Here is a 23,107-nt window from a genome sequence, read left to right on the forward strand (position 1 = left end):
TATGGTTGAATTGAATTTGCAACGCCAGATACCGGCGCAACCGGTTCCTGGCCCCCATGCGCGCAAACCCTTGGGTGCCTGCCTCCGAGATCAAGGCGTTATTTCTGAGGCTCAATTGCAGCAGGCATTGCGCTTACAATCAAATCAGAATGCCCCAGTGGGTGAAATTCTGGTCGGCGAAGGGTGGGCCAACCGGAGTGAGGTTCTCTCTGCCCTCTCCGTGCAAACCGGCCTGCAAATCGCCGATCTTGAGCAAACCCCGCCCTCTGCCGAGCTTTGCAAGATCAAACCGGTTGAGTTCTGGCTGGCCCATAATGTGCTGCCATGGATGCGAGTTGGTCCGATTTTATTGATCGCAACAGCAAGGCCGGACAGGTTTGCCGCCGTGCGGGACGCGCTTGGCGAAACTGGATATAACATCGTACCAGTTCTCGCAGAGACCGAACAGATTGACGCCGCCATCGCACACCGCTTTTCAACTGAATTGGCTGAGGCCGCTGAAACGCGTGTGAAGGCGCAGCAGAGTTGCCGCAACTGGACGTCGACGGCACAAGCCAAACCCATCGCTACTGCCTTGTTGCTGGTCGCCTTATTTGCCTCGTTTCCGACGCAAGGACTGACGTTCCTGCTGTGGGCAACGCTGATCACCTTGGCATTGTTTCTTTCTCTTCGTTTGTCAGGGCTGATCGCCTATTTGATGCCTTCCAAGTCAAAAACTGTCTCGGCTGAGCCCATTCGCTTGCCCTGCGTGTCTGTTTTGGTACCACTTTATAAAGAAAAAGAAATCGCCGAGGTTCTGATCGCCCGCCTCCAACGGTTGACCTACCCCAAGGCGCTGCTGGATGTCATTCTGGTGCTTGAAGAACAAGATGATGTCACCAAAGCAGCGCTAAGCGACGTCAAACTTCCCAGTTGGATACGCGCGCTAGAGGTGCCGAAGCTGGGCAATCTGACCACCAAACCCCGCGCCATGAACTATGCGCTGGATTTCTGCCGGGGCGAGATTTTGGGCGTTTGGGATGCCGAAGACGCCCCTCTGCCGGATCAGATCGAAACCGTGGTCCGCCAGTTTGCAACCGCGCCGAAGGATGTGGTCTGCCTGCAAGGCACTCTGGATTACTACAACCCCCGCACCAACTGGCGCTCGCGCTGCTTTACCATTGAATACAGCGGCTGGTTCCGGGTGGTTCTGAAAGGCATCGCCCGGTTGGGGCTTGTGGTTCCGCTGGGTGGCACCACGTTCTTTTTCCGCCGGGATAAACTCGTCGAACTTGGCGGCTGGGATGCCCATAACGTGACTGAAGATGCCGATCTTGGCGTCCGCCTTTGCCGCGCCGGATACCGGACAGAGATCGTGAACACCACCACATATGAAGAAGCCAATTTCCGCGCCTGGCCGTGGATCAAGCAGCGCTCACGCTGGCTGAAAGGGTTTATGGTCACTTATCTGGTCCATATGCGCGCGCCCCTGAGGTTGCTGCGCGATCTGGGGCCACTCCGGTTCCTGGGGTTTCAGGCCTTCTTTCTTGGAACGCTCGGGCAATTCCTGCTTGCACCGGTTCTTTGGGTCTTTTGGCTGGTCTACCTAGGCCTGCCGCACCCGTTTCAGCATATTGCGGCGCCCGAGTTTTTATATGGCTGTATATACCTGTTTCTCATCGCCGAAGCTGCAAACATTCTGGTCGGCATGCTGGGCGTTGTCGCAGGCAACAGACGATTTCTGTTGCCCTGGGTGCCGACCATGGTCCTCTATTATCCATTGGGTGTGCTGGCGGCCTACAAAGGGCTCTGGGAACTCGCGGTTCGGCCATTCTTTTGGGATAAAACCCAGCACGGTCATGCGGTCGAAGAATGCATGACCCCTATTTCTCCCGCCGCACCGCATCCTGTTTCAAACGGGTCATGAACGCGACCGAAATATGGTCTTGCAGCGCGCGTGCTGCGCCATCTTCGTCACGTGCTGCGATGGCTTCCACGATGCCTTTGTGCTCACTCTGCGCGATCTCGCCTCGCCCCTCTACTGCTAGCGAAGTGGTTGCCATCAGCGCCATGGTCCGGTGAACCAGATCAAGTTGCTGAACAAGATAGCGGTTGTGCGAGGCCAGATGAATCTGTTCGTGAAACCGCCGATTAGCGCGCGACAATGCGGTGGGATCGTTCACCAGCGCATCATCTTCGGCAACCATATCCTGCAGGACCCGGATTTCTTCTTCGGTGGCATGTTTGGCCGCCAGCCGCGCGGCCAGCCCCTCCAGTTCACGCCGCACAACATAAAGCTCGGCCATTTGGTTGTGATCCAACGAGGCCACGATCAGCGATCGCCCGTCTCGTTCCAGCAGTGATTGCGTCTCAAGCCGTTGCAGCGCCTCTCGGATCGGGGTGCGGGAAACACCAAACCTCTCAGCCAGCTCGCTTTCCACCAGCCGATCACCGGGTTTGTAAACGCCAACATCGATTGCTTCGAGAATAAGGCTGTAGGCGTCCGTATTGGACTGTTTGGATTGGGGCATGGGGTGCGTGATCTCCTCGTTCGGACATGTCTAGCCGCCTGATGCCACCGCAATCAAGAGCGGCATTGAAAACAGCTGCGCATCGCCCTAAACCACAACCATGGTCAAACCTGCTTTCGCTCACGTCACCCAATGGGTGTTCGACCTCGACAACACGCTTTATCCGCCACATATGCGCCTGTTCGATCAGATCGAGGTGCTGATGACGGATTACGTGGTGCAAGCCATCGGTGTCGACCGGCCCGAGGCCGACCGGCTACGCTCGCATTACTGGCGCGAATACGGAACCACGCTTGCAGGGCTTATGGCCGAGCATGATCTGGACCCCGATCCATATCTGCATGCGGTGCATCAGGTGGACATGAGCCATATGGAACCCGATGCCACGTTGGCCGATCACATCCGCGCCCTGCCCGGTCGACGAATTGTCTATACCAATGGATCGGCGCCTTATGCCGAACGTGTGCTGGAAGCGCGCGGTTTGAATGGGTTGTTCGATGCGATCTACGGTGTCGAACACGCAGGCTATCGCCCCAAGCCCGAAAAGGCCGCGTTCGAGACGATCTTTACCCAAGACGGGATCGACGCCACAAAAGCCGCAATGTTCGAGGATGATCCGCGCAATCTGGCCGCCCCGCATGAGATGGGAATGCGCACCGTTCACGTTGCGCCTGACCCGCATGAGGCCGACCATATTCACCATTACACGGATGATCTGACTGGATTTCTGGGTCGCCTGCGATAGGCTGTCACACTGCGACGATCTGTGCGTTTTGCAAGCGCAGCATTGCCCCCATATGCAGCTCAGCGACGAACAGAATCGGAGACCCCAATGACCGCGCTTGAGATGCCGCAGCGCCTGCCTTTTTGGCAGCGCCTTTTGTTTGCAATCCCCCTGTTTGGCTGGTTGGCCCGGGACGCGGCAAATGCCGAGGCCGATGACTTGTTCTACACGGCCGCAGCGCTGATCAGCATGTGGGGCTGTTCGATCCTACTGTTCGGCCTGCCAGGCCTTTATATCCCGGCCCTGATGATGGTGCCGGTGATGTTCCTGATCCTGGTCCTGATCTCACGAGGATAAGGCACGAGACAGGATGTCACTTGGCGGGCGGCGCCTAACAGCACTAGTGTCTGCGGCAACGGAGACATACCTATGACTGACAGCTGCGACATCCTGATTTCCGGCGGAGGAATCGCTGGACTAACCGCCGCCGCCGCCTTTGGCGCGGCCGGTTTTGACGTGATCTGCGTTGACCCCACTCCTCCGATTACCGAGCGGGACGTGGACGGATCGGATCTGCGCACCACTGCATTTCTGCAACCCGCCCACGGCTTGCTGGAACAATGCGGACTTTGGGCCCGGCTGGATGCCCATGCCGCGCCTTTGCAGATCATGCGCATCGTGGATGCAGGCGGAGATATGCCCGAACCGCGCGTCGTGCGTGATTTCAATGCCGCCGATATCTCGGAGCAACCCTTTGGTTGGAACCTGCCCAACTGGCTACTACGCCGCGAGATGGTGGCGCGATTGGCCGAGTTGCCCAATGTCGATTTCCGCCCCGGCACCGGTACGATCAGCCTGTTCACCCGCACCAATGAGGCGCGCGTTGGTCTGAGCGACGGAACCCGCATCCGCTGCAAGCTGGTGATCGCCGCCGACGGACGCAATTCCCCAATGCGCGAGGCCGCCGGGGTCAATGTCCACACTACGCGCTACGGACAGAAGGCGCTGGCCTTCGCCGTCACGCATCCCGTCCCGCACGAGAATGTCTCGACCGAAATCCATCGCTCGGGAGGGCCATTCACTTTGGTGCCCTTGCCCGATTGGCAAGGAAAGCCCTCATCGGCGATCGTCTGGATGGAGCGCGGGCCGCAGGCCGTAGAGCTTTTGAACCTCGGAACCGAGGCGTTTGAGGCCGCTATGACCGAACGCTCTTGCGGGTTGTTCGGAGCACTGAAACTGGCTTCGCGCAGGACGATCTGGCCGATCATCAGCCAGTCAGCCGAACGCTTGTCTGGCGAACGACTTGCCCTGATGGCCGAGGCTGCACATGTGGTGCCGCCGATTGGCGCACAAGGGCTGAACATGTCTCTGGGCGATCTCCGAACGGTGCTTGATCTGGCTGTGGACGACCCTAACGGGCTGGGCGATGCGCAGATGTTGGATGCCTATCACAAGGCCCGCCACACTGAGATCGAGCTGCGCGTCAAAGGCATCGACCTGCTGAACCGCGCCTCGATGATCGAAGCGCGCCCGCTGCGCGATGCACGGGCGATGGGCTTGAACGCGCTCTATTCGCTTCCACCGGTGCGCAAGACGCTGATGCAGATGGGCCTCGGCGTCCGCTAAGTGTAGGGCGGGTTTCTGCCCGCCACAGGGTCAGAGCACCTGACTCAAAACGCGGGTCAGGCGCGCGATAGTGCCATCGACATCATAGAGCTTGTCCAAGCCAAACAGCCCCAGCCGAAACGTGCTGAACCCTTCAGGCTCATCACATTGCAGCGGGACGCCTGCAGCGATCTGCATGCCCAAAGCGGCAAATTTCTTGCCATTCTGCACTTCTGGATCGGCAGTATAACTGACGACCACGCCCGGCGCGCCAAAGCCCTCGGCGGCCACTGACATCACGCCCTTATCCTTCAGATAGGCCCGCACTCCATCCCCCAGCGCCCATTGCGCCGCGCGTAGCTTTTCAAAGCCATACTGCTGTGTTTCGGCCATCGTATCGCGAAAGGCGCGCAGCGAATCCGTGGGCATCGTGGCGTGATAGGCATGACCCCCCGCCTCGTAAGCCTGCATGATCTGCCGCCACTTTTTCAGATCAATCGCAAAACTGTCTGATGTGGTCTCAGCCAACTGGGCCTCGGCCCGTTCGGACAGCATAACAAGGCCGGCACAGGGCGTCGCGCTCCACCCCTTTTGCGGGGCCGAAATCAGCACGTCGACGCCAGTGGCCTTCATATCAACCCACGCACATCCCGAAGCGATGCAATCCAGCACCATCAGCGCGCCGACCTCATGCGCGGCGGCGGCCATCGCGGTTACATAGTCATCAGGCAGAATCACCCCGGCCGAAGTTTCCACGTGCGGAGCGAAAACAATCTCGGGCCGTTTTTCTCGGATTGTCGCCACGACCTCATCAATCGGAGCTGGAGCAAACGGAGAAGGACTGGCGTTACCGGTTTCGCGCGCTTTGAGCACCGAGGCAGAAGATGTCAGATCACCCGATTCAATAATCTGGCTCCACCGATATGAAAACCATCCGTTGCGCACGACCAGCACATTGGCACCTCGCGCGAATTGCCGTGCTACGGCTTCCATACCGTAAGTGCCCCCGCCAGGAATAACGGCGACGCCCTCAGCGTTGTAAACCTCGCGCAGCATCTGGGAAATATCGCGCATGACCTGTTGAAAGCTTGCGGACATATGATTGAGCGAACGGTCTGTAAAAACCACCGAGAATTCCTCGAGACCCTCGGGATCAACAGTATCCAGTAATGCCGGCATGACGCTTCCTTTCCATTGCGTTTTCTTCTTCTGCCTTGTCCTGCAGCGCTGGTAAAGCACCAAACCGGTCAGAAAGTTGACCTAAAGTAAACTACTGCCAGAAGTTTTACTTTGAGATTTTACGTGTCACAATTGCTAAAAATGACGCCAACTAGAGTCAGTAACCCTTTACACCCTAACGTGTTTCTGAACAGATACACTCACTTTGAACAAGAACGGATTATGTCACTCGTGACTGCGCAAAAGCGGATTAGTTTTCAGGTCGTCCGGGATGAAGTTAAACGTCGGATTGAATCCCGAATTTGGCCTCAGGGCTCACTTCTCCCCACCGAAACCCAACTAGCAGAAGAATTCAATTGTGCCCGCGCCACGGTAAACCGGGCGCTCAGGGAATTGGCTGAACAAGGCTTTGTCGAGCGCAAGCGCAAAAGCGGAACCCGCGTCAAGAAAGAGCCTCGCAAACAGGCGAAACTGGAAATTTCTCTGGCACGCCAAGCAGTTGAGAACCAAAACTCAGCCTATCGCTATGCACTGGTTGAACGGAACGTGGTCTATAGCCCCGGCTGGCTGACCTCGCAATTGAATGTTGAGCCCGACGCACGCGTGCTGCACGTGATCTGCATGCACTATGCCGATAACCGACCTTTTCAATTGGAAGAACGCTGGATCAACATCGAGGCGGTGCCAGAGGTCGAGCAAGCCGATCTTAACAAAAGCGGACCGCATGAATGGCTGCTGAACGCCGCACCCTTTACCGAAGCCGAGATCGCCTTTTGCGCAATTTCCGCAGATAGCCGCCTGGCCGATTTCATGGGCACCACCACTGGCACATCGATGATCCAATTGGAGCGAACCACCTGGAAAGACGGGCAGCCCATGACTTTTGCCCGCATGACCCACCACCCGGGATTCCGAATCCGGACAAGATATTAACCGATCGGTCCTGGTAGGCGCTCCTCGCTCAGCAAGACATTGGCCTCGACATCCCCGGCCCCCGGTAAGGTCATTACCCTGCGTCGCAAGACCCGCTCGAAATCGGCCAGGTCCCGCGCCACGACGCGCAAACGGTAGTCATAAAGCCCAAGCACATGTTCTACCGTCTGAACCTCGGGGATCGCGCTGACGGCACGTTCAAAATCTTCAAGGCTGACCTGTCCCTTACGCGCCAGTTTCACGCCCAGAAACACGGTTACGCCAAAGCCCAGTGTTTCGGCATTCAAACGCAGCCTCCGCCCCTTGATCACGCCCGCCTCTTCCAGTCGACGAATGCGCCGCCAGGTCGCTGGTTGCGACAGGCCAAACCGCCGTCCCAGCGCCCCGGCGCTTTGGGTCGCGTCCTGCACCAGCGCGCGCAGGATTTTACGGTCGATCTCATCCAGTTCGATCATACCGGTAATACCTCATCCCGCTTGACTCGCGCGATATGCATCAAAGCCTCGATATCCGCGATATGCGGCAGGGTCAGAATGCGATCGCGATAGAGCTGTTGATAATGCGCCATATCCCGGGCCAGTACGGATAGGCGTACGTCTACCCGGCCCAGAAAAGTTTGGATCTCGATTACCTCGGCCACCTCGCGCGCCGCTGCTATGAATTCATCAAAGGCCCGCGCCTGCGTCTTGTCCAGCGTGATCCGCAAGGACACTTCGACCGCATATCCCAAAGCCGCCCAGTCAATCACGGCCTCTTGCCCTTCGATCACACCAGCGGCCTGCATCTTCTCGATCCGCCGCCAGCAGACACCCGAACTGATGTGGCATCGCTCGGCCAATTCCGCCGTTGTCAGGCTGGGTTCGGCCTGAAAATTGCGCAATATACGTCGGTCAACATCATCAAGCATGAAGTTTACACCATCCAGTCATTTGACGAATAATTCTTCATCTTTTTCCTAAATACTCAATCCCAACCCTATCGCCAATACCAATCGCTCGGGATAGAAGCACAGCAATCGAAACTGAAAGGACCGGCGAAATGCGCGTCTATTACGATCGCGATTGCGACATCAACCTGATCAAAGACAAAAAAGTGGCCATCCTGGGCTATGGCAGCCAAGGCCACGCCCACGCGCTGAACCTGCGCGACTCGGGCGCAAAGAACCTGGTCGTCGCCCTGCGCGAAGGTTCGCCCTCGGCCAAGAAAGCCGAAGCTGAAGGCCTGCAAGTCATGAGCATTGCCGACGCCGCAGCCTGGTGTGACCTGATCATGTTCACCATGCCCGACGAGCTGCAGGCCGAGACCTACAAGAAATACGTCCATGACAATATCAAGCCCGGCGCAGCCATCGCATTCGCCCACGGCCTGAACGTGCATTTCGGCCTGATCGAGCCGAAAGAAGGCGTCGACGTCATCATGATGGCCCCCAAAGGCCCCGGCCACACCGTGCGTGGCGAATACACCAAAGGAGGCGGTGTTCCTTGCCTCGTTGCAGTCGACAACGACGCAACCGGCAAAGCGCTGGAAATCGGCCTGTCCTATTGCTCGGCCATCGGTGGCGGTCGTTCAGGCATCATCGAGACCAACTTCCGTGAAGAATGCGAAACCGACCTGTTCGGCGAACAGGCCGTTCTGTGCGGCGGTCTGGTTGAGCTGATCCGCTGCGGCTTTGAAACTCTGGTCGAAGCGGGTTACGCGCCCGAAATGGCCTATTTCGAATGCCTGCACGAAGTGAAGCTGATCGTTGACCTGATCTATGAGGGCGGCATCGCCAACATGGACTATTCGATCTCGAACACCGCCGAGTACGGCCAGTACGTCACCGGCCCGCGCATCCTGAAATACGACGAAACCAAAGCGCGCATGAAAGAGGTTCTGAACGACATCCAGCAGGGTAAATTCGTTCGTGACTTCATGCTGGAAAATGCGGTTGGTCAGCCGACCATCAAAGCATCGCGTCGCGCCAATGACGAGCACATGATCGAGGAAACCGGTGCCAAACTGCGTGCCATGATGCCCTGGATCTCGGCTGGTAAAATGGTCGACAAAGAAAAGAACTAAGTCTGGCTCATGTCAGCGAAAGGGCGGCCCAAGTGGCCGCCCTTTTCATTTTCAGATTGCATCTGCGAAACACGTTGCGATCACATAGTCCCAGCCACCGCTATAACCGTCGCGTTTGGCTTGCGCCTCGGCGGCCCAGACGTCCCAACCGGAATGGGTTAGCGTGACTTTGGTTTGTCCCTGCCCATGATCTTCAAACGTGACATCGACACGGGTTTGTTTCTCGGGATCGGTTCCCGGATGCCAGCTCATGCCAAATCCTCGGCCAGCCTCAAAGCTCAGTACCTTACCCCAATCTGCCCGGGCGCCGTCATGCATCATTTCATAGACCGCGCCGCCAACCCGAGGCTCAATCACAACGCCCAATGCTGCTTTGCCGGCTCCGGCGGATACCGCGTGCCGATCCAGCGGCCACCATTTGGCTGTCCGATTGACGAATATGTCGAATGCATGCTCTGGCGTCGCATTTACAACCACAGTTTTGATGATGGGATCAGTCATGTATCCTGCCTTCCTTCGTTAACCTCGGCTGCAAAACTTTCCAGAACATCTGACCAGTATCGCTCCAGCCACTTTCGCATCTCACTTAACCCGCCAGGCCGCGCGGCATATATCCGGCGCGTGCCTTCTGCCCTGCACTCGACCAAACCGGCATCGGAAAGCACTTTCAGATGTTGCGATACCGCCGGACGGCTGACAGGCAATGCGTCGGCCAATTCACCAACTGGCTGTGGTCTTTCTGCGACCGCTTCAAACACTTGCCGACGCGTCGGGTCACCCAATGCTGAAAATGTATCTTGGTAAGTCATAGCTTACGGTAAGCAAATACTTACATAAAGTCAAGATCACATCGTGACACCGGTCCAATCGCAGGCTAAGGGAATGGAATGGTTCAACAACCTGACCAACGCGACTGGAGCGGAATCGCAATACTTGGCCTCATCTGGGGTGCCACGTTCATGGTCGTTGCCATGGCGCTTGAAGGGTATGGCCCCGTCACCGTGGCGACCGCACGTACCACACTTGGCGCAGCCACCCTACTGCTGTTGATGCGAGTTACACGACGCAAATTGCCAAGCATGAACGCGCAGCTTTGGTGGTCAATCATCGTGATCGGAGCGCTTTCGACCGCCCTGCCCTTCATCCTGCTCAGCTGGGGGCAACAGTATGTGACGTCGGCCTTTGCCGGTCTCTCGATGGCGGTCGTGCCACTGATGGTTCTGCCCTTGGCGCATTTCTTCTCGGATGAGCCGCTTATACCGCGTCGGGTCATCGGTGTTTTAATGGGCTTTTCCGGCGCGCTTGTGCTGATTGGCCCCGGTTTGCTGAACATTGGCCAAGGGGCCGGTCCTTTGGCTCAGCTGGCCTGTATCGGGGCCGCGTTCTGCTATGCCAGCTCTTCAGTCATAACGCGTCGCTGCCCGCCAATTGATCCGGTCACGCTTTCTGCTCTGACGCTGGTCGTCGGATCGGTCATTCTGCTGCCCCTCATGCTGCTGACCGAAGGCCTGCCCACATGGCAAGGCACCCGCCCTAGCCTGGCGATCATCACGTTGGGACTGATCCCAACCGCATTTGCAACCTTGCTACGGGTTGCCATCATCCGCAGTGCAGGATCGGTGTTCATGACGCTGGTCAACTACCAGGTGCCGATCTGGTCAATGATTTTTGGCACCTGGATTCTGTCCGAATCCCTGCCGCTGCGATTTTACATCGCGCTGGCCATGATCCTGACCGGACTGGCGATCAGCCAATGGTTCAGTCTGCGCAAGCTACTGATTGGGCGCTAACTGGCTGCTGCCTCAACCTCGGCCACAATCCCGTCAACCACTTGAGTCAGCAGCGCATCATCCTCGCACTCTGCCATAACGCGGATCAAAGGCTCGGTCCCGGACTTCCGGATCAGTAAACGCCCCTGTCCGTTCAAACGCGCCTCGGCATCCGATATCGCACTTTTGACGCTGGCAGCTTCAAGCGGAGCCTGACCGGCAGCAAAGCGCACATTCTTCAGCAGTTGCGGCACGGTTTCGAATTGGCGCGACAGGTCCGAGGCTTTCTTACCGCTTTGCACCAGTTCGGCCAGAAAATGCAGCCCTGCCATTAGCCCGTCACCGGTTGTGGCATAGTCGCTCATCACGATGTGGCCAGACTGTTCCCCACCCAGATTGAAGCCACCTTCGCGCATACGTTCGACCACATATCGGTCGCCCACCGCAGTGCGTTCCAGCCGCAGCCCCTGACCGGCCAGATACCGTTCCAGCCCAAGGTTCGACATCACTGTTGCCACCAACGCGCCGCCCTTCAACTGATCCGCTCGCGACCACGCAGTCGCTAACAGAGCCATTAGCTGATCCCCATCAGCAACAGCCCCGGTTTCGTCGATCACAACCACGCGGTCGGCATCCCCGTCCAAGCAGATGCCCACATCAGCACCATGTGAAACCACGGTCTCAGCCGCAACGCGCGGTTGGGTCGAGCCACAGCCAAGATTGATGTTCTTACCGTCCGGCGCTGTACCCACCGGAATCACATCCGCGCCCAGCTCCCAAAGCACTTCGGGCGCGGTGCGGTGTGCTGCCCCATTGGCGCAATCAATAACCACTTTCAGCCCGTCCAGTCGCAGATCGCGCGGCAACGAGGATTTCACCCGTTCACCATAGCGGAACCGCGCGTCATCCACACGGCGCGCGCGGCCAATATTTTGTGCTTGTGCAGGGCTTACCCCCTCTTCGATCAGCCGCTCGATCTCAAGCTCCGCCTGATCTGACAGTTTGAAACCGTCCGGCCCAAAGAACTTGATCCCATTGTCGATCGCCGGGTTGTGGCTGGCCGAGATCATTACGCCCAGATCGGCACGCATCGACCGGGTCATCAGACCTACCGCTGGCGTGGGAACCGGTCCCAGCAAAAGCACGTTCATACCGGTCGAGGTCAATCCCGCCGTCAGCGCATTTTCCAGCATATAGCCTGACAGCCGCGTATCCTTGCCGATTACCACCCGGTGCACACCCGATGCATCGCGGCGGAAATACCGCCCCACCGCAGCCCCAATGCGCAAAGCCATTTCCGCCGTCATCGGGTGCGTGTTGGCGGTGCCCCGCACACCGTCGGTTCCAAACAGCTTGCGCATAAGTCGGTCTCCTGAAAATTCCTGTTGCCCGGATTACCGGACGGCAGCCCATAGACGCAAGGCCTGAGCCGTTTCGGCCACGTCATGAACCCGAACAATCTGCACGCCCTGCGACAATCCTGCCAGAGCAACGGCGATTGACCCCGGCGCACGCGCATCCTTGCGCGGCTCATTGCCGATCTGTCCGATGAATCCCTTGCGTGAAACACCCAACAGGACCGGGCAGCCTAATCCGTGAAACAGGCTGAGATTACGCAAAAGCGTAAGATTATGGTCCAGATTCTTACCAAACCCGATGCCCGGATCAACGATGATCAGGTCACGGCTCAACCCCAGCGTTTCCAGATGCGCGATCTGCGAATCGAGGAAATCATAAACGTCCAATAAAACTTCGTCGTACTGCGGATCATCCTGCATCGTGACGGGATCACCCTGCATATGCATCACACAGACCGGAGCGCCAATTTCTGCGCAAAACGGCGCGAGTTCGGAATCGAATGTAAAGCCGGACACATCATTGATCAGCCCCGCGCCCGCCTGATGCGCCGCCTCGGCAACGCGAGCCTTACGTGTGTCGATTGAGATCAGCGCGTCTGTCTCGCGCTGGATTGCTTCGATCAGAGGGCGTGTCCGGGCGATCTCTTCGTCTTCGGGCACAAAATCAGCGCCGGGGCGCGTGGATTCTCCGCCAATGTCCAAAATGCTTGCCCCATGCGCCACCATGTCAGCGGCAGCGGCCCGAGCGGCCTCGACCGAGTTGTGCACTCCGCCATCCGAAAAACTGTCCGGCGTGGCATTCAGAATGCCCATGATATGCGGTTGCGCCATATCAAGCCCGGCGATTGCTGGCCGCGCGCGGGTCAGACGATCCAACTGTTCTTCTGGAATTTCAACGGCATCGACAATCTGAGCGCTTTGCCCTCGTACAATCCGTTCGGCCTGCATAAACCACAGAGCCTGCCCGGCCAGAGCCATCGCCCCTTTTGGACGTGTGGCTCCGTGCTGCACCAATGGGCGGTAGTAGACGGTCACAGTTGCGCCTGCTCCACGGGAACCGCGCGCAAGGGCGTTTTGGGGGCTTCGGGCAGGTCTCCGCCGATGACCAGCATTTCGCTGGCCTCAAATGTAGCCGCGAACCATGCCGCCAGCGCCACCGCTTCCGACGGTGCCGCCGAAGGGCCATCAACCGCATCCAGCACAATCTTGGACGGGGCCCAAACACAAATCTGGCCGTTCTTCATTGCCCAATCCAGCTCGGTCCGGGTTGAGACGACCACACAGCGATGATCGCGCGCGGCCAAGACCCATGCGTTCTGTTCGATGGCCAACAGATCGATCCGGCGTTGGGTCATCGCATGACCGGTCTGGGAAACAGCCAGATCAGAAGCACCAACACACAGGATCAACGGCCGCTGGCGGTTCTCAAGCTGATCGATCCAGCCGGACAGATTGTCCGACGCAATCGCAGCATTTGACAAGAAGACCAACCGTGGATGCGGCCGCTCTTCCTCAGCCACATCGTGGTGCACCGCGTCCTTGCCGCGCACGATTTCGACCCCCAAAGCTCCGGGGCCGCGATCCAATTTTTCAATGCGAACAAAGGCCCTTACGGCCTGCGGCTCAAGCAAAATACGCTCTGCTACACGATCCGCCAATGTCTCAAGCAAGTTCAGCCGTTCTGCGGCCAGCTCAAACGCAATCGCCTCGGTCACACGGTCATAGGACAGAATGCGATCCACATCATCATCGATGGGGTCCGTCAGCGGACGCACCTCAACCACGATGTTGAAACAAATCCGCTGGGTCGTGCCGCGTTCGGCTTGAAACGCCCCAATCTCGACCTCGACAATGTGATCGCGCAGCGAGATGCGATCCAGCGGACCGCGCGTTGCGGTGGCCTCGGACCGTTCAGATGGGTGCGCAAAGGCGAGGCGGATTTCAGAGCTCATGCGGCGGACCTTTTCGGGCACGGTGGACTGATCAGCCCACTTTAGGCGTTTCGCGGGCGTATAACACCGCAACAAACGCCTTTCCAGCCATGGAATGCGGCGTCAGGCCACCCGGAACCAGCTCAGCATCCCAGATGCCGCGTGACCAAGCATGTGGCAATGCAACAGCCAGTCACCAGGATTATCCGCCACAAACGCAATCTGACGGGTCTGCCCGCGATCAACCAAAACGGTGTCGCGCCACGGTCCGAGACTGCCGTCAGCTAGGATCAATCGGAAATGATGGCCATGCAAGTGCATCGCATGCGGAAACGCTGTTTCATTGGCAAATTCGATCCGATGGACCGATCCCAGCGGCACATTCAAAAACGGCTCAACTGGCTGTTCAGCGTGGCCGTTCAACGCCCAGAACCGTCCCAACTGGGCCAGTTCTCGCCCCGAAAGCTCAGCCTCGCCCAAGCGCGCATTCTCAAGCCAGCGCATGGCGCCGCCCTGCATGGCCATGCGATGCAGCGGTGCATCCTGCAAAGTGATAACTGGCACCGGGTTGGGTGGCAAGGGGTCAACGCCCTCTCTCGGAATGTTTGCCGAACTTCCGGCAACATCGAATTTGACCAAACCAAATGCGCCGTCGCGTTCCACACTGACAATACTTGCCACCTGACCAGAGGTGGCCGTTACATCCACGATCAGATCCGCCCGCTGTGCTGGTGCAAGCGGAAAACTGTCCTCCACCGGCAACGGCACCTCAAGCGGCATTCCGTCCAGCGCCACGATCCAGCCTGTGATCCCGTCGAGCCCTACGTCGAATATCCGCGCATTGGCCGCGTTTATCAGTCGCAGCCGCAACCGCTCGGACGTCCGAACCGGGTACGATGGATCAAACCGTCCGTTCACGGTGACAAGATTGCCTAATCGGCCCGCATGGCTCAGATCATGGCCATTGTCGAAATCAGCAGAAATCTCAGCGTTCTCTGAGTTCAAGCGCCAATCGTCCAGCATAAGGACCAAATCTTGATCAACATCGGGGCCGCTGGCCTCTTCAACGATCAAAGGTCCGTACAGCCCCCGCGCCACCTGCTCCATCGATTGGTTATGCGCGTGATACCAATAGGTTCCCGCGTCCGGCACCGCAAAGTCATATTCAAAGCTGCCATTCGGCGGCACCACATCCTGAGTCAGCCCGGGCACCCCATCCATCGCATTGTCGATCCGGATACCATGCCAGTGAACAGTAGTAGGCTGCGGCAGAGCATTGACCAGCTTGCGGCGCACCCGAGCCCCTTGCGGAACACGAATCTCCACCCCAGGGACACTGCCGCCATAGCTCCAGATCGGAGTTTCCGGATACCCATCGGGTGCGATCTGTTGGCTAGCAAGCTGTGCGACCAATTCGGTCTCAGATGCCAGTGCCAAACGCGGCAGCACGGATAAGGCCAGGGTCGATTGCAGAAATTGTCGGCGAGAAATGGTCATTGCGAGCCTCCTGGCTCGCAACATAGTTGGTAAATTGATCGCTGCCAGCACCCTTCCAGCGCTGGTGCGTCAATCAGTTACTCGCCGTGCGATAGTTGTGTTTATAAAAGATGTGCACACCAATCCGCGCCGTTTCCTTGTAAACGCGGGACCAGTTCGGGCGAACTGCCTTGGTGTGATAATGCGTGGCACCTGCAGTCATCTCGTCAGCCACACCGTCAATTGCAGCACGGGCAACTTTCGAAACACGCTCATATGCGCGCTTTTCGTTGATCACTTCTTTATGGCCATCGCAAGTATAGGTGAACTGACACTGATATCGCTTGCCGGTGCCTTGCTTGATCACGCCACACAGCGAATCTGGAAAGCGGCTGCTTTCGACCCGATTCAGGATCACTTCAGCCACGGCAAACTGGCCGCGCACGCTTTCACCACGGGCTTCGAAATACAGCGCTTCGGCAAGACAGCGAAAATGCTCGTCGCCGGTCGCCTTTGGCTGCTGGTCCAGCCAGCCTTTGGTATAAGAGATTTCGACCTTTTCCGGCGCCTTCCGTGGCTTGAACAGCTTCAGATAGTCGCGGAAATTCTGTGCTGGCAACTCGTTACGTGCAACCAACTCAACAGGTCTAGGTTCGTCCTGCTTTTCAGCAAAGGACAAATTCGGCAGCAAGGCTGCAGCCCCCACGGCAACAGCCACTATGTAGCGTCTCATCAGATAACCTCGTACAGGCACAAACGCGCCATACCCTCCCCCGGCGGGCGCGACGAGGCTAATATCCCAGACGAAGCGAGACGTCTAGTTCTGAAAAAATTGCAAGTGGATTTTTGCCTGTTCGGCAGAATTGTTCCTACCGCAAGCCCATCCCTAACCCACTATTCTTAGGGCTTTGGGGTCAAGTCAACCCCCAAGTTTGGACGAAATCGCCAGTTGAGCGGCAGACAGCCGAGCGACCGGTACCCGGAACGGAGAACAGGACACATAATCGAATCCAAGCGACCGGCAGATGGCAATTGATTCGGGGTTGCCGCCATGTTCGCCGCAAACAGAAAGTGTAACATCTGGCTGGGCTTCGCGCCCTCGCTCGGCCCCCAACTTCAGCAATTCACCCACGCCGTCTGCATCCAGAACGTGAAACGGATCTTCGCCAAACACGCCTTGGCGGACATATGCCGACATGAACCGCCCTGCATCATCGCGCGACAATCCATAGGTCATCTGGGTCAGGTCATTCGTCCCAAAGCTTAGGAACGCGGAATGCGGTGCAATCTCATTCGCGCGCAAACAGGCTCTAGGCGTTTCGACCATCACGCCTAGGCGATAGTCAAATTCCTGCCCCTGTTCCGAGGCCACTTCGGCCGCGACGGTATCAATCCGTGTTTTGACCAGTTCAACCTCGCGTTTGGCAGAAACCAATGGGATCATTACTTCGGGGACCACCGGTGCGCCTTCCTTGCTGGCCTCTATCGTAGCTTCGAAAATCGCGCGCGCCTGCATGTCGTAGATTTCGGGAACGGTCACACCCAGACGCACACCACGCAGTCCCAACATCGGATTATATTCGCTCATCGCCTCGACCCGACGCTCGACATCCGATACCGGCAGGTCCAGCGCCTCAGCCAGTTCTCGCTGTCCGGTGCGTGTTGTGGGCAGGAACTCGTGCAAAGGTGGATCGAACAGGCGGATGCAGACGGGCTGCCCCTCCATGATGCGAAACAGCTGCACAAAGTCCTGCCGCTGCATTGGCAGCAGGCGTTCCAACACGGCGGCGCGGCCCGAAGGCGTTTGCGCAAAAATCATCTCACGCATTACGGTCAGGCGACCGGGATCAAAGAACATGTGCTCCGTCCGGCACAGGCCAATGCCTTCGGCTTTGAAATTCCGCGCGGTTTGCGCATCAGCGGGCGTATCGGCATTGGCGCGGATCGCGATATCGCGCTCGGCATCTGCCCAACCCATAAGCGTCTGAAAACAATCGTCCAACGCGGCTTCGAGCATTGCGGGCTCTCCGGCCAGAACCTGCCCCGACGTGCCGTCGATGGTCAGAATATCACCGGTCTTAAATACACGCCCATCTGGTGCGTTCAGCAGCTTTTTCTTGGTCTGAAACCGCATCTCTGACGCACCAACGATACAAGGCAGCCCCAACCCACGGCCAATCACCGCCGCATGGCTGGTGATCCCACCCTTTTCGGTCAGCACCGCCACCGAGGCATGCATCCCGCGTACATCCTCGGGTGAGGTTTCGCGGCGCACTAGAATGCACGGCTCACCACGGGCGGCGCTTGCCTGAGCCTCGGCAGCCGTAAACACTATGCGCCCGGTCGCGGCGCCGGGGCTGGCGGCAATAGCTGTGGTCAGCACGTCACGCTCGGCTTCGGGATGGACCTGACGGTGCAGCAATTCATTCAATGAATGCGGATCGATCCGCATCACGGCCTCTTGCGATGGGATAATCCCATCTTCAGCCAGCCGCACAGCGATCCGCATTCCAGCCCGCGACCCGCGCGGAACCCGCACGCCGTCCAGAATATGCACCTGCCCGTTCTGCACCACGAACTCAACCTGCATCTCTTCGCGCAGCTTCTCACGCATCTGCGCAGCGTGGGCTTTGAGATCGGCGAACGCTTCGGGCGCTACATCCTCCAGCGACGGACCGCGTTCATCCTTTTCCAGATACAGCGCGGCAACGCCTTCTCCCAGCGCGTCGCGCCCCTGACTCTGGCTCAAATACCGCCCCGTGATCTGCGGCAAACCCGTCGCCGGATCAATCAGTTGCAACACGCCTGAGCCGCATTCGCCCTGCCCGACACCCGGAATCATCTCTTGGATCACAAGCCCAAGTCCCGCATCCGCTGGCGCACCCTTGGCCTGCCGCAACAACCGGGCCGAGGTTCCGTCCCATGCCCGCGCCATCGACCGAAGCACACCGATCAACTGCTCGCCCCGATCCTGAGGGAACGCCTCGTCGGTTTCATCTTCATAGGCACGCAGGGACAGGCTCAGCCCTTCGCGGCCATCCTCTCCGATATCGTCGAACACATCTGGGTCCAAGCGGGCCACGTGCAGAGCATAGCTCTGTACGAACCGCAGATACAGCGCCGCTGCCGCTTCTGCACCCATATCCGCTGATCGATCCAAATAGCGCGCGTCGTTCATGCCGATGTTCAACACGGCCCCCGGCCCACCCCAATCGGGATCTTCCGAGCTGGGCCGCACGCATAACAGCGCTTCCGGATCAAACTGTTCCAGAATGGCCGCGATATCTGGGACGTCACCCTTGGCTATATGCTGCACTGCGTCAAAAGACAGTGCCACCGTGCGCGGCACCGGCATGTCCAGCCGGACCAAGCGTTGCAGGCATTTCGCCCGCCCGCCATGGGTATTGGCGGCAACGGGCGCTTTTGAAGTGATAAGCGTGGTATGCGGATTATTCTGCACTGCGGCACCTTTTGGTTTCACCGCAGCATAAGCCCCTGCGCCCTTGGCGCAAGGGCGTTATCCCTCGATCAAAGACAGATCGGCCACGCTGGAGCAGACCTTGCGGATCTGGCTCAGCAGGTTCAGACGATTGCGGCGCAGAATGTCATTGTCGGTGTTGACCTGCACATCCTCAAAAAACGCATCCACTGGTGCGCGCAAGGCTGCCATCGCCGCCATGGCCGCCGGAAAATCCTCTGCCCCAAGCGCGGCATCTATCTTGCCCTCCGCCGCGTCCAGCGCCCCAAATAGCGCCTTTTCGCTGTCGGTCTCGGCAAATTTCACATCCGCGCCATAGGAGTATTCGACCCCATCCTTCTCTTCCGCCTGAGACAGGATGTTGTTGGCCCGCTTGAAACCCTGCACGAGGTTCTCACCATCCTCGGTCGCGATCACCGCGTTCAGAGCGCGGGCACGTTTGACCAGCAGATTGAGGTCGTCATTCCCCTCCATCGCGATACAGGCGTCGATGATGTCGTGGCGAATGCCTTCGTCTCGGAGGAAGACTTTGAGGCGGTCGTGGAAGAAGGAGAGGAGGTCTAGCGCTCGCTCCTTTTCCCATTCTTGCGGAGGCACGCTGTTTCCAAATCCTGTGTCCATCAAGTCTGCTGCCTCGCGAGACGTCGCAACCAACTCCGAAAGAACGTTTTCTTCAGAGAGTATTCCCATCGCTTCCAAGGTTGGTAGGTTCAACGAAGTCTCCAGCGACTTTGACGCAACTTTCAACATGTCTGCCATGGCTCGCCGTCCACCAACGACGAAACCAGTAGCCCAAGGTGCCCTCAGGTCGTTCTCCAAAATCAACCGAATAGCCCCCAAGGCCGCACGACGTAGCGCAAACGGGTCTTTGGAACCGGTAGGCTTCTCTTTAATCGCCCAGAACCCCGTCAGCGTGTCCAGCTTATCCGCCAGCGCAACGGTGACCGACAAAGGCGCGGTCGGCACGTCATCTGACGGGCCAAGCGGCGAGTAATGCTCCTGCGCCACGGCGGCCACAGCGGCGTCTTCGCCTGCGGCCTCGATATAGTACCGCCCCATAAGCCCTTGAAGCTCGGGAAACTCATAGACCATCTCGGAACTCAGATCGGCCTTGGCCAGACGCGCGGCTTTCTCGGCCTGATCTGCATCCGCTCCAACAACCGCGGCCAGTTCGCGGGCCAATGCGGCGATACGGTCGATCCGTTCGGCCTGCGTGCCCAGCTTGTTGTGGAAGGTCACATTCTCTAGCGCGCGGGTCCATTGGGCGATGTCCGATTTGGCAACGCGCAGGTCGTTCTCCCAGAAGAACTTGGCATCCGCCAGACGGGCCGAAAGCACCTTTTGGTTGCCCGCAAGAATGGTCGCGCCATTGTCGACGGTCTCGCGATTGGCGACGGTAATGAAGCGCTCGATCCGCCCCGTCTTGGGGTTCTTCACAGAAAAGAACTTCTGGTGTTCTTTCATCGAGGTCTGCAGCACCTCGGGCGGCAGCTCAAGAAACTCCTCGTCGATCTGCCCCATCAGCACAACGGGCCATTCGACCAGACCGGCAACCTCGGCCAGCAGACCCTTGTCGTCGACCACTTCCAGACCTGCGGCAAAGGCCAAGTTCTGGGCGTCGTTCCAGATATTCTCTGCACGTTCCTCGGGCGACAGCATCACGCAAGAGCGTTTCAGCTTGGTCTCGTAATCCTCGAACGATGTGACAGAAAATCGCCCCGGCGCCATAAAGCGATGGCCTTCGGTGCTGTCACCGGTTTTGATCCCTTCGATCTCAAGCGGCACGACCTGCGCCCCGGCCTCATCCGTTAGAATACACAGGATCGAGTGCAAAGGCCGCACCCAACGCATCGACCCTGCCCCCCAGCGCATCGACTTGGGCCAAGGGAAGTTACGGATGGTCGCATCAAGCACCTCAGCCACGATCTCGGCCGCCGGACGGCCGGCTTTCTCGATGGTGGCGAAATAGACTGCACCCTTAGGCGTGTCGCGCTCTTCCAACTGGTCGCGGGTTAAACCAGCTCCGCGCAGGAACCCTTCGATGGCTTTGTCCGGCGCACCGACCTTGGGACCTTTACGCTCTTCCCGGATGGTAGGGCTTTCTGCCAGCAGCCCTTCAACCGCCAGTGTCAAACGACGTGGCGTCGTCAAGGCAGCGGCAGAGGCATAAGTCAGACCGCCCTCGACCAAACCGTCCGTGATCCGTTTTTTCAGGTCTTCACCGGCACGGGCTTGCATCCGTGCAGGGATCTCTTCGGAAAACAGTTCGATCAGCAGGTCGGGCATTGTCGGTCCTTAGAAACTCACGATCGTCTGGATGACGATGGCATTGGCGATATCCACAAAGAATGCGGATACAAGGGGCAGCACGATAAAGGCAATAGGCGACGGGCCATATCGCTTGGTTACGGCGGTCATATTTGCGATAGCGGTCGGGGTTGCGCCCAGAGCAAACCCTCCGAACCCGGCGGCCAGAACTGCGGCGCGGTAGTTCGATCCCATCAGCGGGAACAGAACCCAGATCACGAACACCACGGCAAACAGGGTCTGGGTGGTCATGATCACCGCAATCGCAAGGCCCAGCTCGGCGATGGTCCACAACTGCAGGCTCATCAGTGACATCGCCAGAAAGGCGCCAAGCGCGAATTCCGAGATCAGCGCCAGTGAAGACGTGCGTGAGACCGGTTTGGCATTGGGTGCGAACATGGCGCGGAGGTTGGCAATCACGATACCCATGATCAGGCAGGGCACGAATAGCGGCAGTTTCAGCCCTGCGGCGCTGATCGCCTCACTCAGGAACGTGCCGGAAATGATCGCGAAATTGAGGTACAGCAGAACCCGCATGATTGTCAGATGATCAATCTCGGATTTCTGATCGGCCTCATTGGGCAGACCCACCGTATGCTCTTCCTCTGGCCGTTCGGGGCTGAGCTTGCGCCCTTCGATCAGCAGCCGTGCAATCGGCCCCCCGACCAAAGCCGCCAGCACAAGGCCCAATGTGGCAACGGCCACGCCCAGCTCGGTTGCGCCGCTCAGCCCGGTGGCGTCCGCAACTTCGGGGGCCCAGGCGATCGCGGTCCCGTGCCCTCCGATCAGCGCAGCAGACCCGAACAGCACCCCGGCCTGCGCCGGATAACCGAACATGGCGGCCCCCGCAGCGCCGATCACGTTCTGCGCAACGATGGTTAGAAGTGTTAAAATCAGAAGCAATAGCAACGGCTTGCCACCTGCGATCAGATCCGACAGGCGGGCGTTCAGACCAATCCCGGCAAAGAAAAGAACCAACAGGAAATCGCGCGCGGTTAGGCCAAAGGACAGTTCAATGCCGAAACCCAGATACAAGGCCAGCACCACGAGCGAGGCCAGAAGGCCCCCGGTCACCGGCTCGGGGATGTTGAAGCTGCGCAAGGGCGCAACGCGGGCGTTAATCTCGGCTCCCAACAGGTAAACCGCAAAGCCCAGCGTTGCGGTCAGGAACTCCGGAATCTCAACGACCGTCCCCATCTGCGTCAGCCCTCGGGTCTGGATGGGCATTCCTCGCCCACAACCGTGCCGTCATAGGCTTTTTCACCGCAATTGTTCAGCGCGTGCCAGATGTATCCTTTACCATCCTGAGTAATGGCGACGATCCGGTCGACACCATAATGGATGTTCTTTGCGCCCATGAAGGCCTGCGCCTGCCCTGATTTCAACGCGTCTGCCAGTGCGACCGCGTCGTAGCAGTCAAACCATCCCGGCGCAGTCAATGGCTCGGGGTTCTCGACAGGGATGAAATCCACCATCTGATCCGGCATCATCTCGGTTTCGAAACAGGCCCGATACCGGATCGGTGAGCTATCGGCGTCAATGGCCTGGAACGCAGTGTAAGCGATGGGTTCGGGAGCCTCCGCCCCTTGCGCCAGCAAAACCACATCCTGGCCCGGGCGCGGCTCGACCTCATAATAGAACCCGTAGACCTGCAGATAGTACATCCCGGCACCAGCCAGAACGGCAGAAATCACAAGGATCAGCGCAAGCAGTTTTCCAGTCATCGTCTACGCCGCCTCTTTCAAGTTCGCAGAAAATAGGACAGGTTCCCAACCA

At 58.4% G+C, this 23,107-nt stretch carries 22 protein-coding genes; 7 read left to right on the plus strand and 15 right to left on the minus strand.

Annotated elements, in window-relative coordinates; translation table 11 throughout:
* Position 1: 1 nt before the first annotated feature.
* Positions 2-1,906, plus strand: coding sequence for a glycosyltransferase family 2 protein (locus tag ACR0NN_RS03675; protein ID WP_170719796.1), 1,905 nt, complete (start codon positions 2-4; stop codon positions 1,904-1,906).
* Here ACR0NN_RS03675 and ACR0NN_RS03680 read toward each other — a convergent pair.
* Positions 1,863-2,510, minus strand: a complete 648-nt coding sequence (locus tag ACR0NN_RS03680; RefSeq protein ID WP_170683010.1) for a GntR family transcriptional regulator — start codon at positions 2,508-2,510, stop codon at positions 1,863-1,865. The genes ACR0NN_RS03675 and ACR0NN_RS03680 overlap by 44 nt on opposite strands.
* Positions 2,511-2,610: 100 nt before the next feature.
* Here ACR0NN_RS03680 and ACR0NN_RS03685 point away from each other — a divergent pair, with 100 nt between their 5' ends.
* From ACR0NN_RS03685 to ACR0NN_RS03695, 3 genes are all read left to right on the plus strand, one after another.
* Entirely contained in the window at positions 2,611-3,255 is a 645-nt protein-coding gene (locus ACR0NN_RS03685) for a pyrimidine 5'-nucleotidase (protein WP_170719799.1), read from the plus strand.
* Positions 3,256-3,342: 87 nt separating this feature from the next.
* The gene (locus ACR0NN_RS03690; RefSeq protein WP_170683012.1) at positions 3,343-3,591 is read left to right on the plus strand and encodes a hypothetical protein; all 249 of its coding nucleotides are present in this window, start codon (positions 3,343-3,345) and stop codon (positions 3,589-3,591) included.
* A gap of 72 nt (positions 3,592-3,663) precedes the next feature.
* Positions 3,664-4,860 carry a UbiH/UbiF family hydroxylase gene (locus ACR0NN_RS03695; RefSeq protein ID WP_170719801.1) on the plus strand — a complete coding sequence of 399 codons (1,197 nt, stop codon included), beginning with the start codon at positions 3,664-3,666 and terminating at the stop codon, positions 4,858-4,860.
* A gap of 30 nt (positions 4,861-4,890) precedes the next feature.
* Here ACR0NN_RS03695 and ACR0NN_RS03700 read toward each other — a convergent pair whose 3' ends face one another.
* Positions 4,891-6,018, minus strand: a complete 1,128-nt coding sequence (locus ACR0NN_RS03700; protein WP_170719803.1) for an aminotransferase class V-fold PLP-dependent enzyme — start codon at positions 6,016-6,018, stop codon at positions 4,891-4,893.
* A 222-nt stretch (positions 6,019-6,240) separates the two neighbouring features.
* Between ACR0NN_RS03700 and ACR0NN_RS03705 the strand changes: the two genes are divergently transcribed.
* On the plus strand, positions 6,241-6,951 hold the full coding sequence (locus ACR0NN_RS03705; protein WP_480683910.1) for a GntR family transcriptional regulator: 711 nt from the start codon (positions 6,241-6,243) through the stop codon (positions 6,949-6,951).
* On the opposite strand, the gene ACR0NN_RS03710 is transcribed toward ACR0NN_RS03705, so the two are convergent.
* Both ACR0NN_RS03710 and ACR0NN_RS03715 read right to left on the minus strand, forming a co-directional pair.
* On the minus strand, positions 6,948-7,406 hold the full coding sequence (locus ACR0NN_RS03710; protein ID WP_170683015.1) for an Lrp/AsnC family transcriptional regulator: 459 nt from the start codon (positions 7,404-7,406) through the stop codon (positions 6,948-6,950). The genes ACR0NN_RS03705 and ACR0NN_RS03710 overlap by 4 nt on opposite strands.
* The gene (locus tag ACR0NN_RS03715; RefSeq protein WP_170719805.1) at positions 7,403-7,858 is read right to left on the minus strand and encodes an Lrp/AsnC family transcriptional regulator; all 456 of its coding nucleotides are present in this window, start codon (positions 7,856-7,858) and stop codon (positions 7,403-7,405) included. The genes ACR0NN_RS03710 and ACR0NN_RS03715 overlap by 4 nt, the downstream gene beginning before the upstream one ends.
* A gap of 131 nt (positions 7,859-7,989) precedes the next feature.
* On the opposite strand from ACR0NN_RS03715, the gene ilvC reads away from it, so the two are divergent.
* Positions 7,990-9,012, plus strand: a complete 1,023-nt coding sequence (ilvC, locus tag ACR0NN_RS03720; RefSeq protein ID WP_170683017.1) for a ketol-acid reductoisomerase — start codon at positions 7,990-7,992, stop codon at positions 9,010-9,012.
* Positions 9,013-9,063: 51 nt separating this feature from the next.
* Here the strand turns inward: ilvC and ACR0NN_RS03725 are convergent, their stop codons facing one another.
* Together ACR0NN_RS03725 and ACR0NN_RS03730 are read right to left on the minus strand one after the other, a co-directional pair.
* A complete protein-coding gene (locus ACR0NN_RS03725; protein WP_170719810.1) occupies positions 9,064-9,513 on the minus strand; it encodes an SRPBCC domain-containing protein in 450 nt (149 codons plus the stop codon).
* A complete protein-coding gene (locus ACR0NN_RS03730; RefSeq protein ID WP_170719819.1) occupies positions 9,510-9,821 on the minus strand; it encodes a metalloregulator ArsR/SmtB family transcription factor in 312 nt (103 codons plus the stop codon). The genes ACR0NN_RS03725 and ACR0NN_RS03730 overlap by 4 nt, the downstream gene beginning before the upstream one ends.
* Before the next feature lie 78 nt (positions 9,822-9,899).
* Between ACR0NN_RS03730 and ACR0NN_RS03735 the strand changes: the two genes are divergently transcribed.
* Positions 9,900-10,802: a DMT family transporter gene (locus tag ACR0NN_RS03735; protein WP_170719822.1), complete on the plus strand. Its 903-nt coding sequence runs from the start codon at positions 9,900-9,902 to the stop codon at positions 10,800-10,802.
* Here ACR0NN_RS03735 and glmM read toward each other — a convergent pair.
* From glmM to ACR0NN_RS03780, 9 genes are all read right to left on the minus strand, one after another.
* The gene (gene glmM, locus ACR0NN_RS03740) at positions 10,799-12,142 is read right to left on the minus strand and encodes a phosphoglucosamine mutase (protein WP_170719824.1); all 1,344 of its coding nucleotides are present in this window, start codon (positions 12,140-12,142) and stop codon (positions 10,799-10,801) included. The two genes, ACR0NN_RS03735 and glmM, sit on opposite strands and share 4 nt — an antisense overlap.
* 33 nt (positions 12,143-12,175) lie before the next feature.
* Positions 12,176-13,174: a dihydropteroate synthase gene (gene folP, locus ACR0NN_RS03745; protein WP_480683913.1), complete on the minus strand. Its 999-nt coding sequence runs from the start codon at positions 13,172-13,174 to the stop codon at positions 12,176-12,178.
* The gene (locus ACR0NN_RS03750) at positions 13,171-14,091 is read right to left on the minus strand and encodes a dihydroneopterin aldolase (RefSeq protein WP_170719826.1); all 921 of its coding nucleotides are present in this window, start codon (positions 14,089-14,091) and stop codon (positions 13,171-13,173) included. Before ACR0NN_RS03750 ends, folP begins: the two co-directional genes overlap by 4 nt.
* A 102-nt stretch (positions 14,092-14,193) precedes the next feature.
* Positions 14,194-15,567 (minus strand): multicopper oxidase family protein, encoded by a 1,374-nt coding sequence (locus tag ACR0NN_RS03755; RefSeq protein ID WP_170719828.1) that lies wholly within the window; start codon positions 15,565-15,567, stop codon positions 14,194-14,196.
* A 73-nt stretch (positions 15,568-15,640) separates the two neighbouring features.
* Positions 15,641-16,279, minus strand: a complete 639-nt coding sequence (locus ACR0NN_RS03760) for a cell wall hydrolase (protein ID WP_170719831.1) — start codon at positions 16,277-16,279, stop codon at positions 15,641-15,643.
* A gap of 186 nt (positions 16,280-16,465) precedes the next feature.
* Entirely contained in the window at positions 16,466-19,027 is a 2,562-nt protein-coding gene (locus tag ACR0NN_RS03765) for a pyruvate, phosphate dikinase (RefSeq protein WP_170719833.1), read from the minus strand.
* Between the two features lie 36 nt (positions 19,028-19,063).
* On the minus strand, positions 19,064-21,310 hold the full coding sequence (glyS, locus tag ACR0NN_RS03770) for a glycine--tRNA ligase subunit beta (protein ID WP_170719835.1): 2,247 nt from the start codon (positions 21,308-21,310) through the stop codon (positions 19,064-19,066).
* A gap of 9 nt (positions 21,311-21,319) precedes the next feature.
* Positions 21,320-22,528, minus strand: coding sequence for a sodium/glutamate symporter (gene gltS / locus ACR0NN_RS03775; protein WP_170690934.1), 1,209 nt, complete (start codon positions 22,526-22,528; stop codon positions 21,320-21,322).
* A 5-nt stretch (positions 22,529-22,533) separates the two neighbouring features.
* Positions 22,534-23,055, minus strand: a complete 522-nt coding sequence (locus ACR0NN_RS03780; RefSeq protein WP_170719837.1) for a DUF6446 family protein — start codon at positions 23,053-23,055, stop codon at positions 22,534-22,536.
* Positions 23,056-23,107: the final 52 nt, after the last annotated feature.

This window comes from Ruegeria sp. BA2, assembly GCF_056539605.1.

What these genes read in the sequence shown, in the direction of transcription:
- glmM (WP_170719824.1), bottom strand. Translation starts at nt 12,142, where the DNA reads ATGCGCAAGCTGTTTGGAACCGACGGTGTGCGGGGCACCGCCAACACG.
- ACR0NN_RS03680 (WP_170683010.1), bottom strand. Translation starts at nt 2,510, where the DNA reads ATGCCCCAATCCAAACAGTCCAATACGGACGCCTACAGCCTTATTCTC.
- ACR0NN_RS03700 (WP_170719803.1), bottom strand. Translation starts at nt 6,018, where the DNA reads ATGCCGGCATTACTGGATACTGTTGATCCCGAGGGTCTCGAGGAATTC.
- ACR0NN_RS03695 (WP_170719801.1), top strand. Translation starts at nt 3,664, where the DNA reads ATGACTGACAGCTGCGACATCCTGATTTCCGGCGGAGGAATCGCTGGA.
- ACR0NN_RS03690 (WP_170683012.1), top strand. Translation starts at nt 3,343, where the DNA reads ATGACCGCGCTTGAGATGCCGCAGCGCCTGCCTTTTTGGCAGCGCCTT.
- ACR0NN_RS03730 (WP_170719819.1), bottom strand. Translation starts at nt 9,821, where the DNA reads ATGACTTACCAAGATACATTTTCAGCATTGGGTGACCCGACGCGTCGG.
- glyS (WP_170719835.1), bottom strand. Translation starts at nt 21,310, where the DNA reads ATGCCCGACCTGCTGATCGAACTGTTTTCCGAAGAGATCCCTGCACGG.
- ACR0NN_RS03685 (WP_170719799.1), top strand. Translation starts at nt 2,611, where the DNA reads ATGGTCAAACCTGCTTTCGCTCACGTCACCCAATGGGTGTTCGACCTC.
- ACR0NN_RS03750 (WP_170719826.1), bottom strand. Translation starts at nt 14,091, where the DNA reads ATGAGCTCTGAAATCCGCCTCGCCTTTGCGCACCCATCTGAACGGTCC.
- ACR0NN_RS03705 (WP_480683910.1), top strand. Translation starts at nt 6,241, where the DNA reads ATGTCACTCGTGACTGCGCAAAAGCGGATTAGTTTTCAGGTCGTCCGG.
- ACR0NN_RS03715 (WP_170719805.1), bottom strand. Translation starts at nt 7,858, where the DNA reads ATGCTTGATGATGTTGACCGACGTATATTGCGCAATTTTCAGGCCGAA.
- ilvC (WP_170683017.1), top strand. Translation starts at nt 7,990, where the DNA reads ATGCGCGTCTATTACGATCGCGATTGCGACATCAACCTGATCAAAGAC.
- ACR0NN_RS03725 (WP_170719810.1), bottom strand. Translation starts at nt 9,513, where the DNA reads ATGACTGATCCCATCATCAAAACTGTGGTTGTAAATGCGACGCCAGAG.
- ACR0NN_RS03760 (WP_170719831.1), bottom strand. Translation starts at nt 16,279, where the DNA reads ATGAGACGCTACATAGTGGCTGTTGCCGTGGGGGCTGCAGCCTTGCTG.
- ACR0NN_RS03780 (WP_170719837.1), bottom strand. Translation starts at nt 23,055, where the DNA reads ATGACTGGAAAACTGCTTGCGCTGATCCTTGTGATTTCTGCCGTTCTG.
- gltS (WP_170690934.1), bottom strand. Translation starts at nt 22,528, where the DNA reads ATGGGGACGGTCGTTGAGATTCCGGAGTTCCTGACCGCAACGCTGGGC.
- ACR0NN_RS03755 (WP_170719828.1), bottom strand. Translation starts at nt 15,567, where the DNA reads ATGACCATTTCTCGCCGACAATTTCTGCAATCGACCCTGGCCTTATCC.
- ACR0NN_RS03735 (WP_170719822.1), top strand. Translation starts at nt 9,900, where the DNA reads ATGGTTCAACAACCTGACCAACGCGACTGGAGCGGAATCGCAATACTT.
- ACR0NN_RS03675 (WP_170719796.1), top strand. Translation starts at nt 2, where the DNA reads ATGGTTGAATTGAATTTGCAACGCCAGATACCGGCGCAACCGGTTCCT.
- ACR0NN_RS03710 (WP_170683015.1), bottom strand. Translation starts at nt 7,406, where the DNA reads ATGATCGAACTGGATGAGATCGACCGTAAAATCCTGCGCGCGCTGGTG.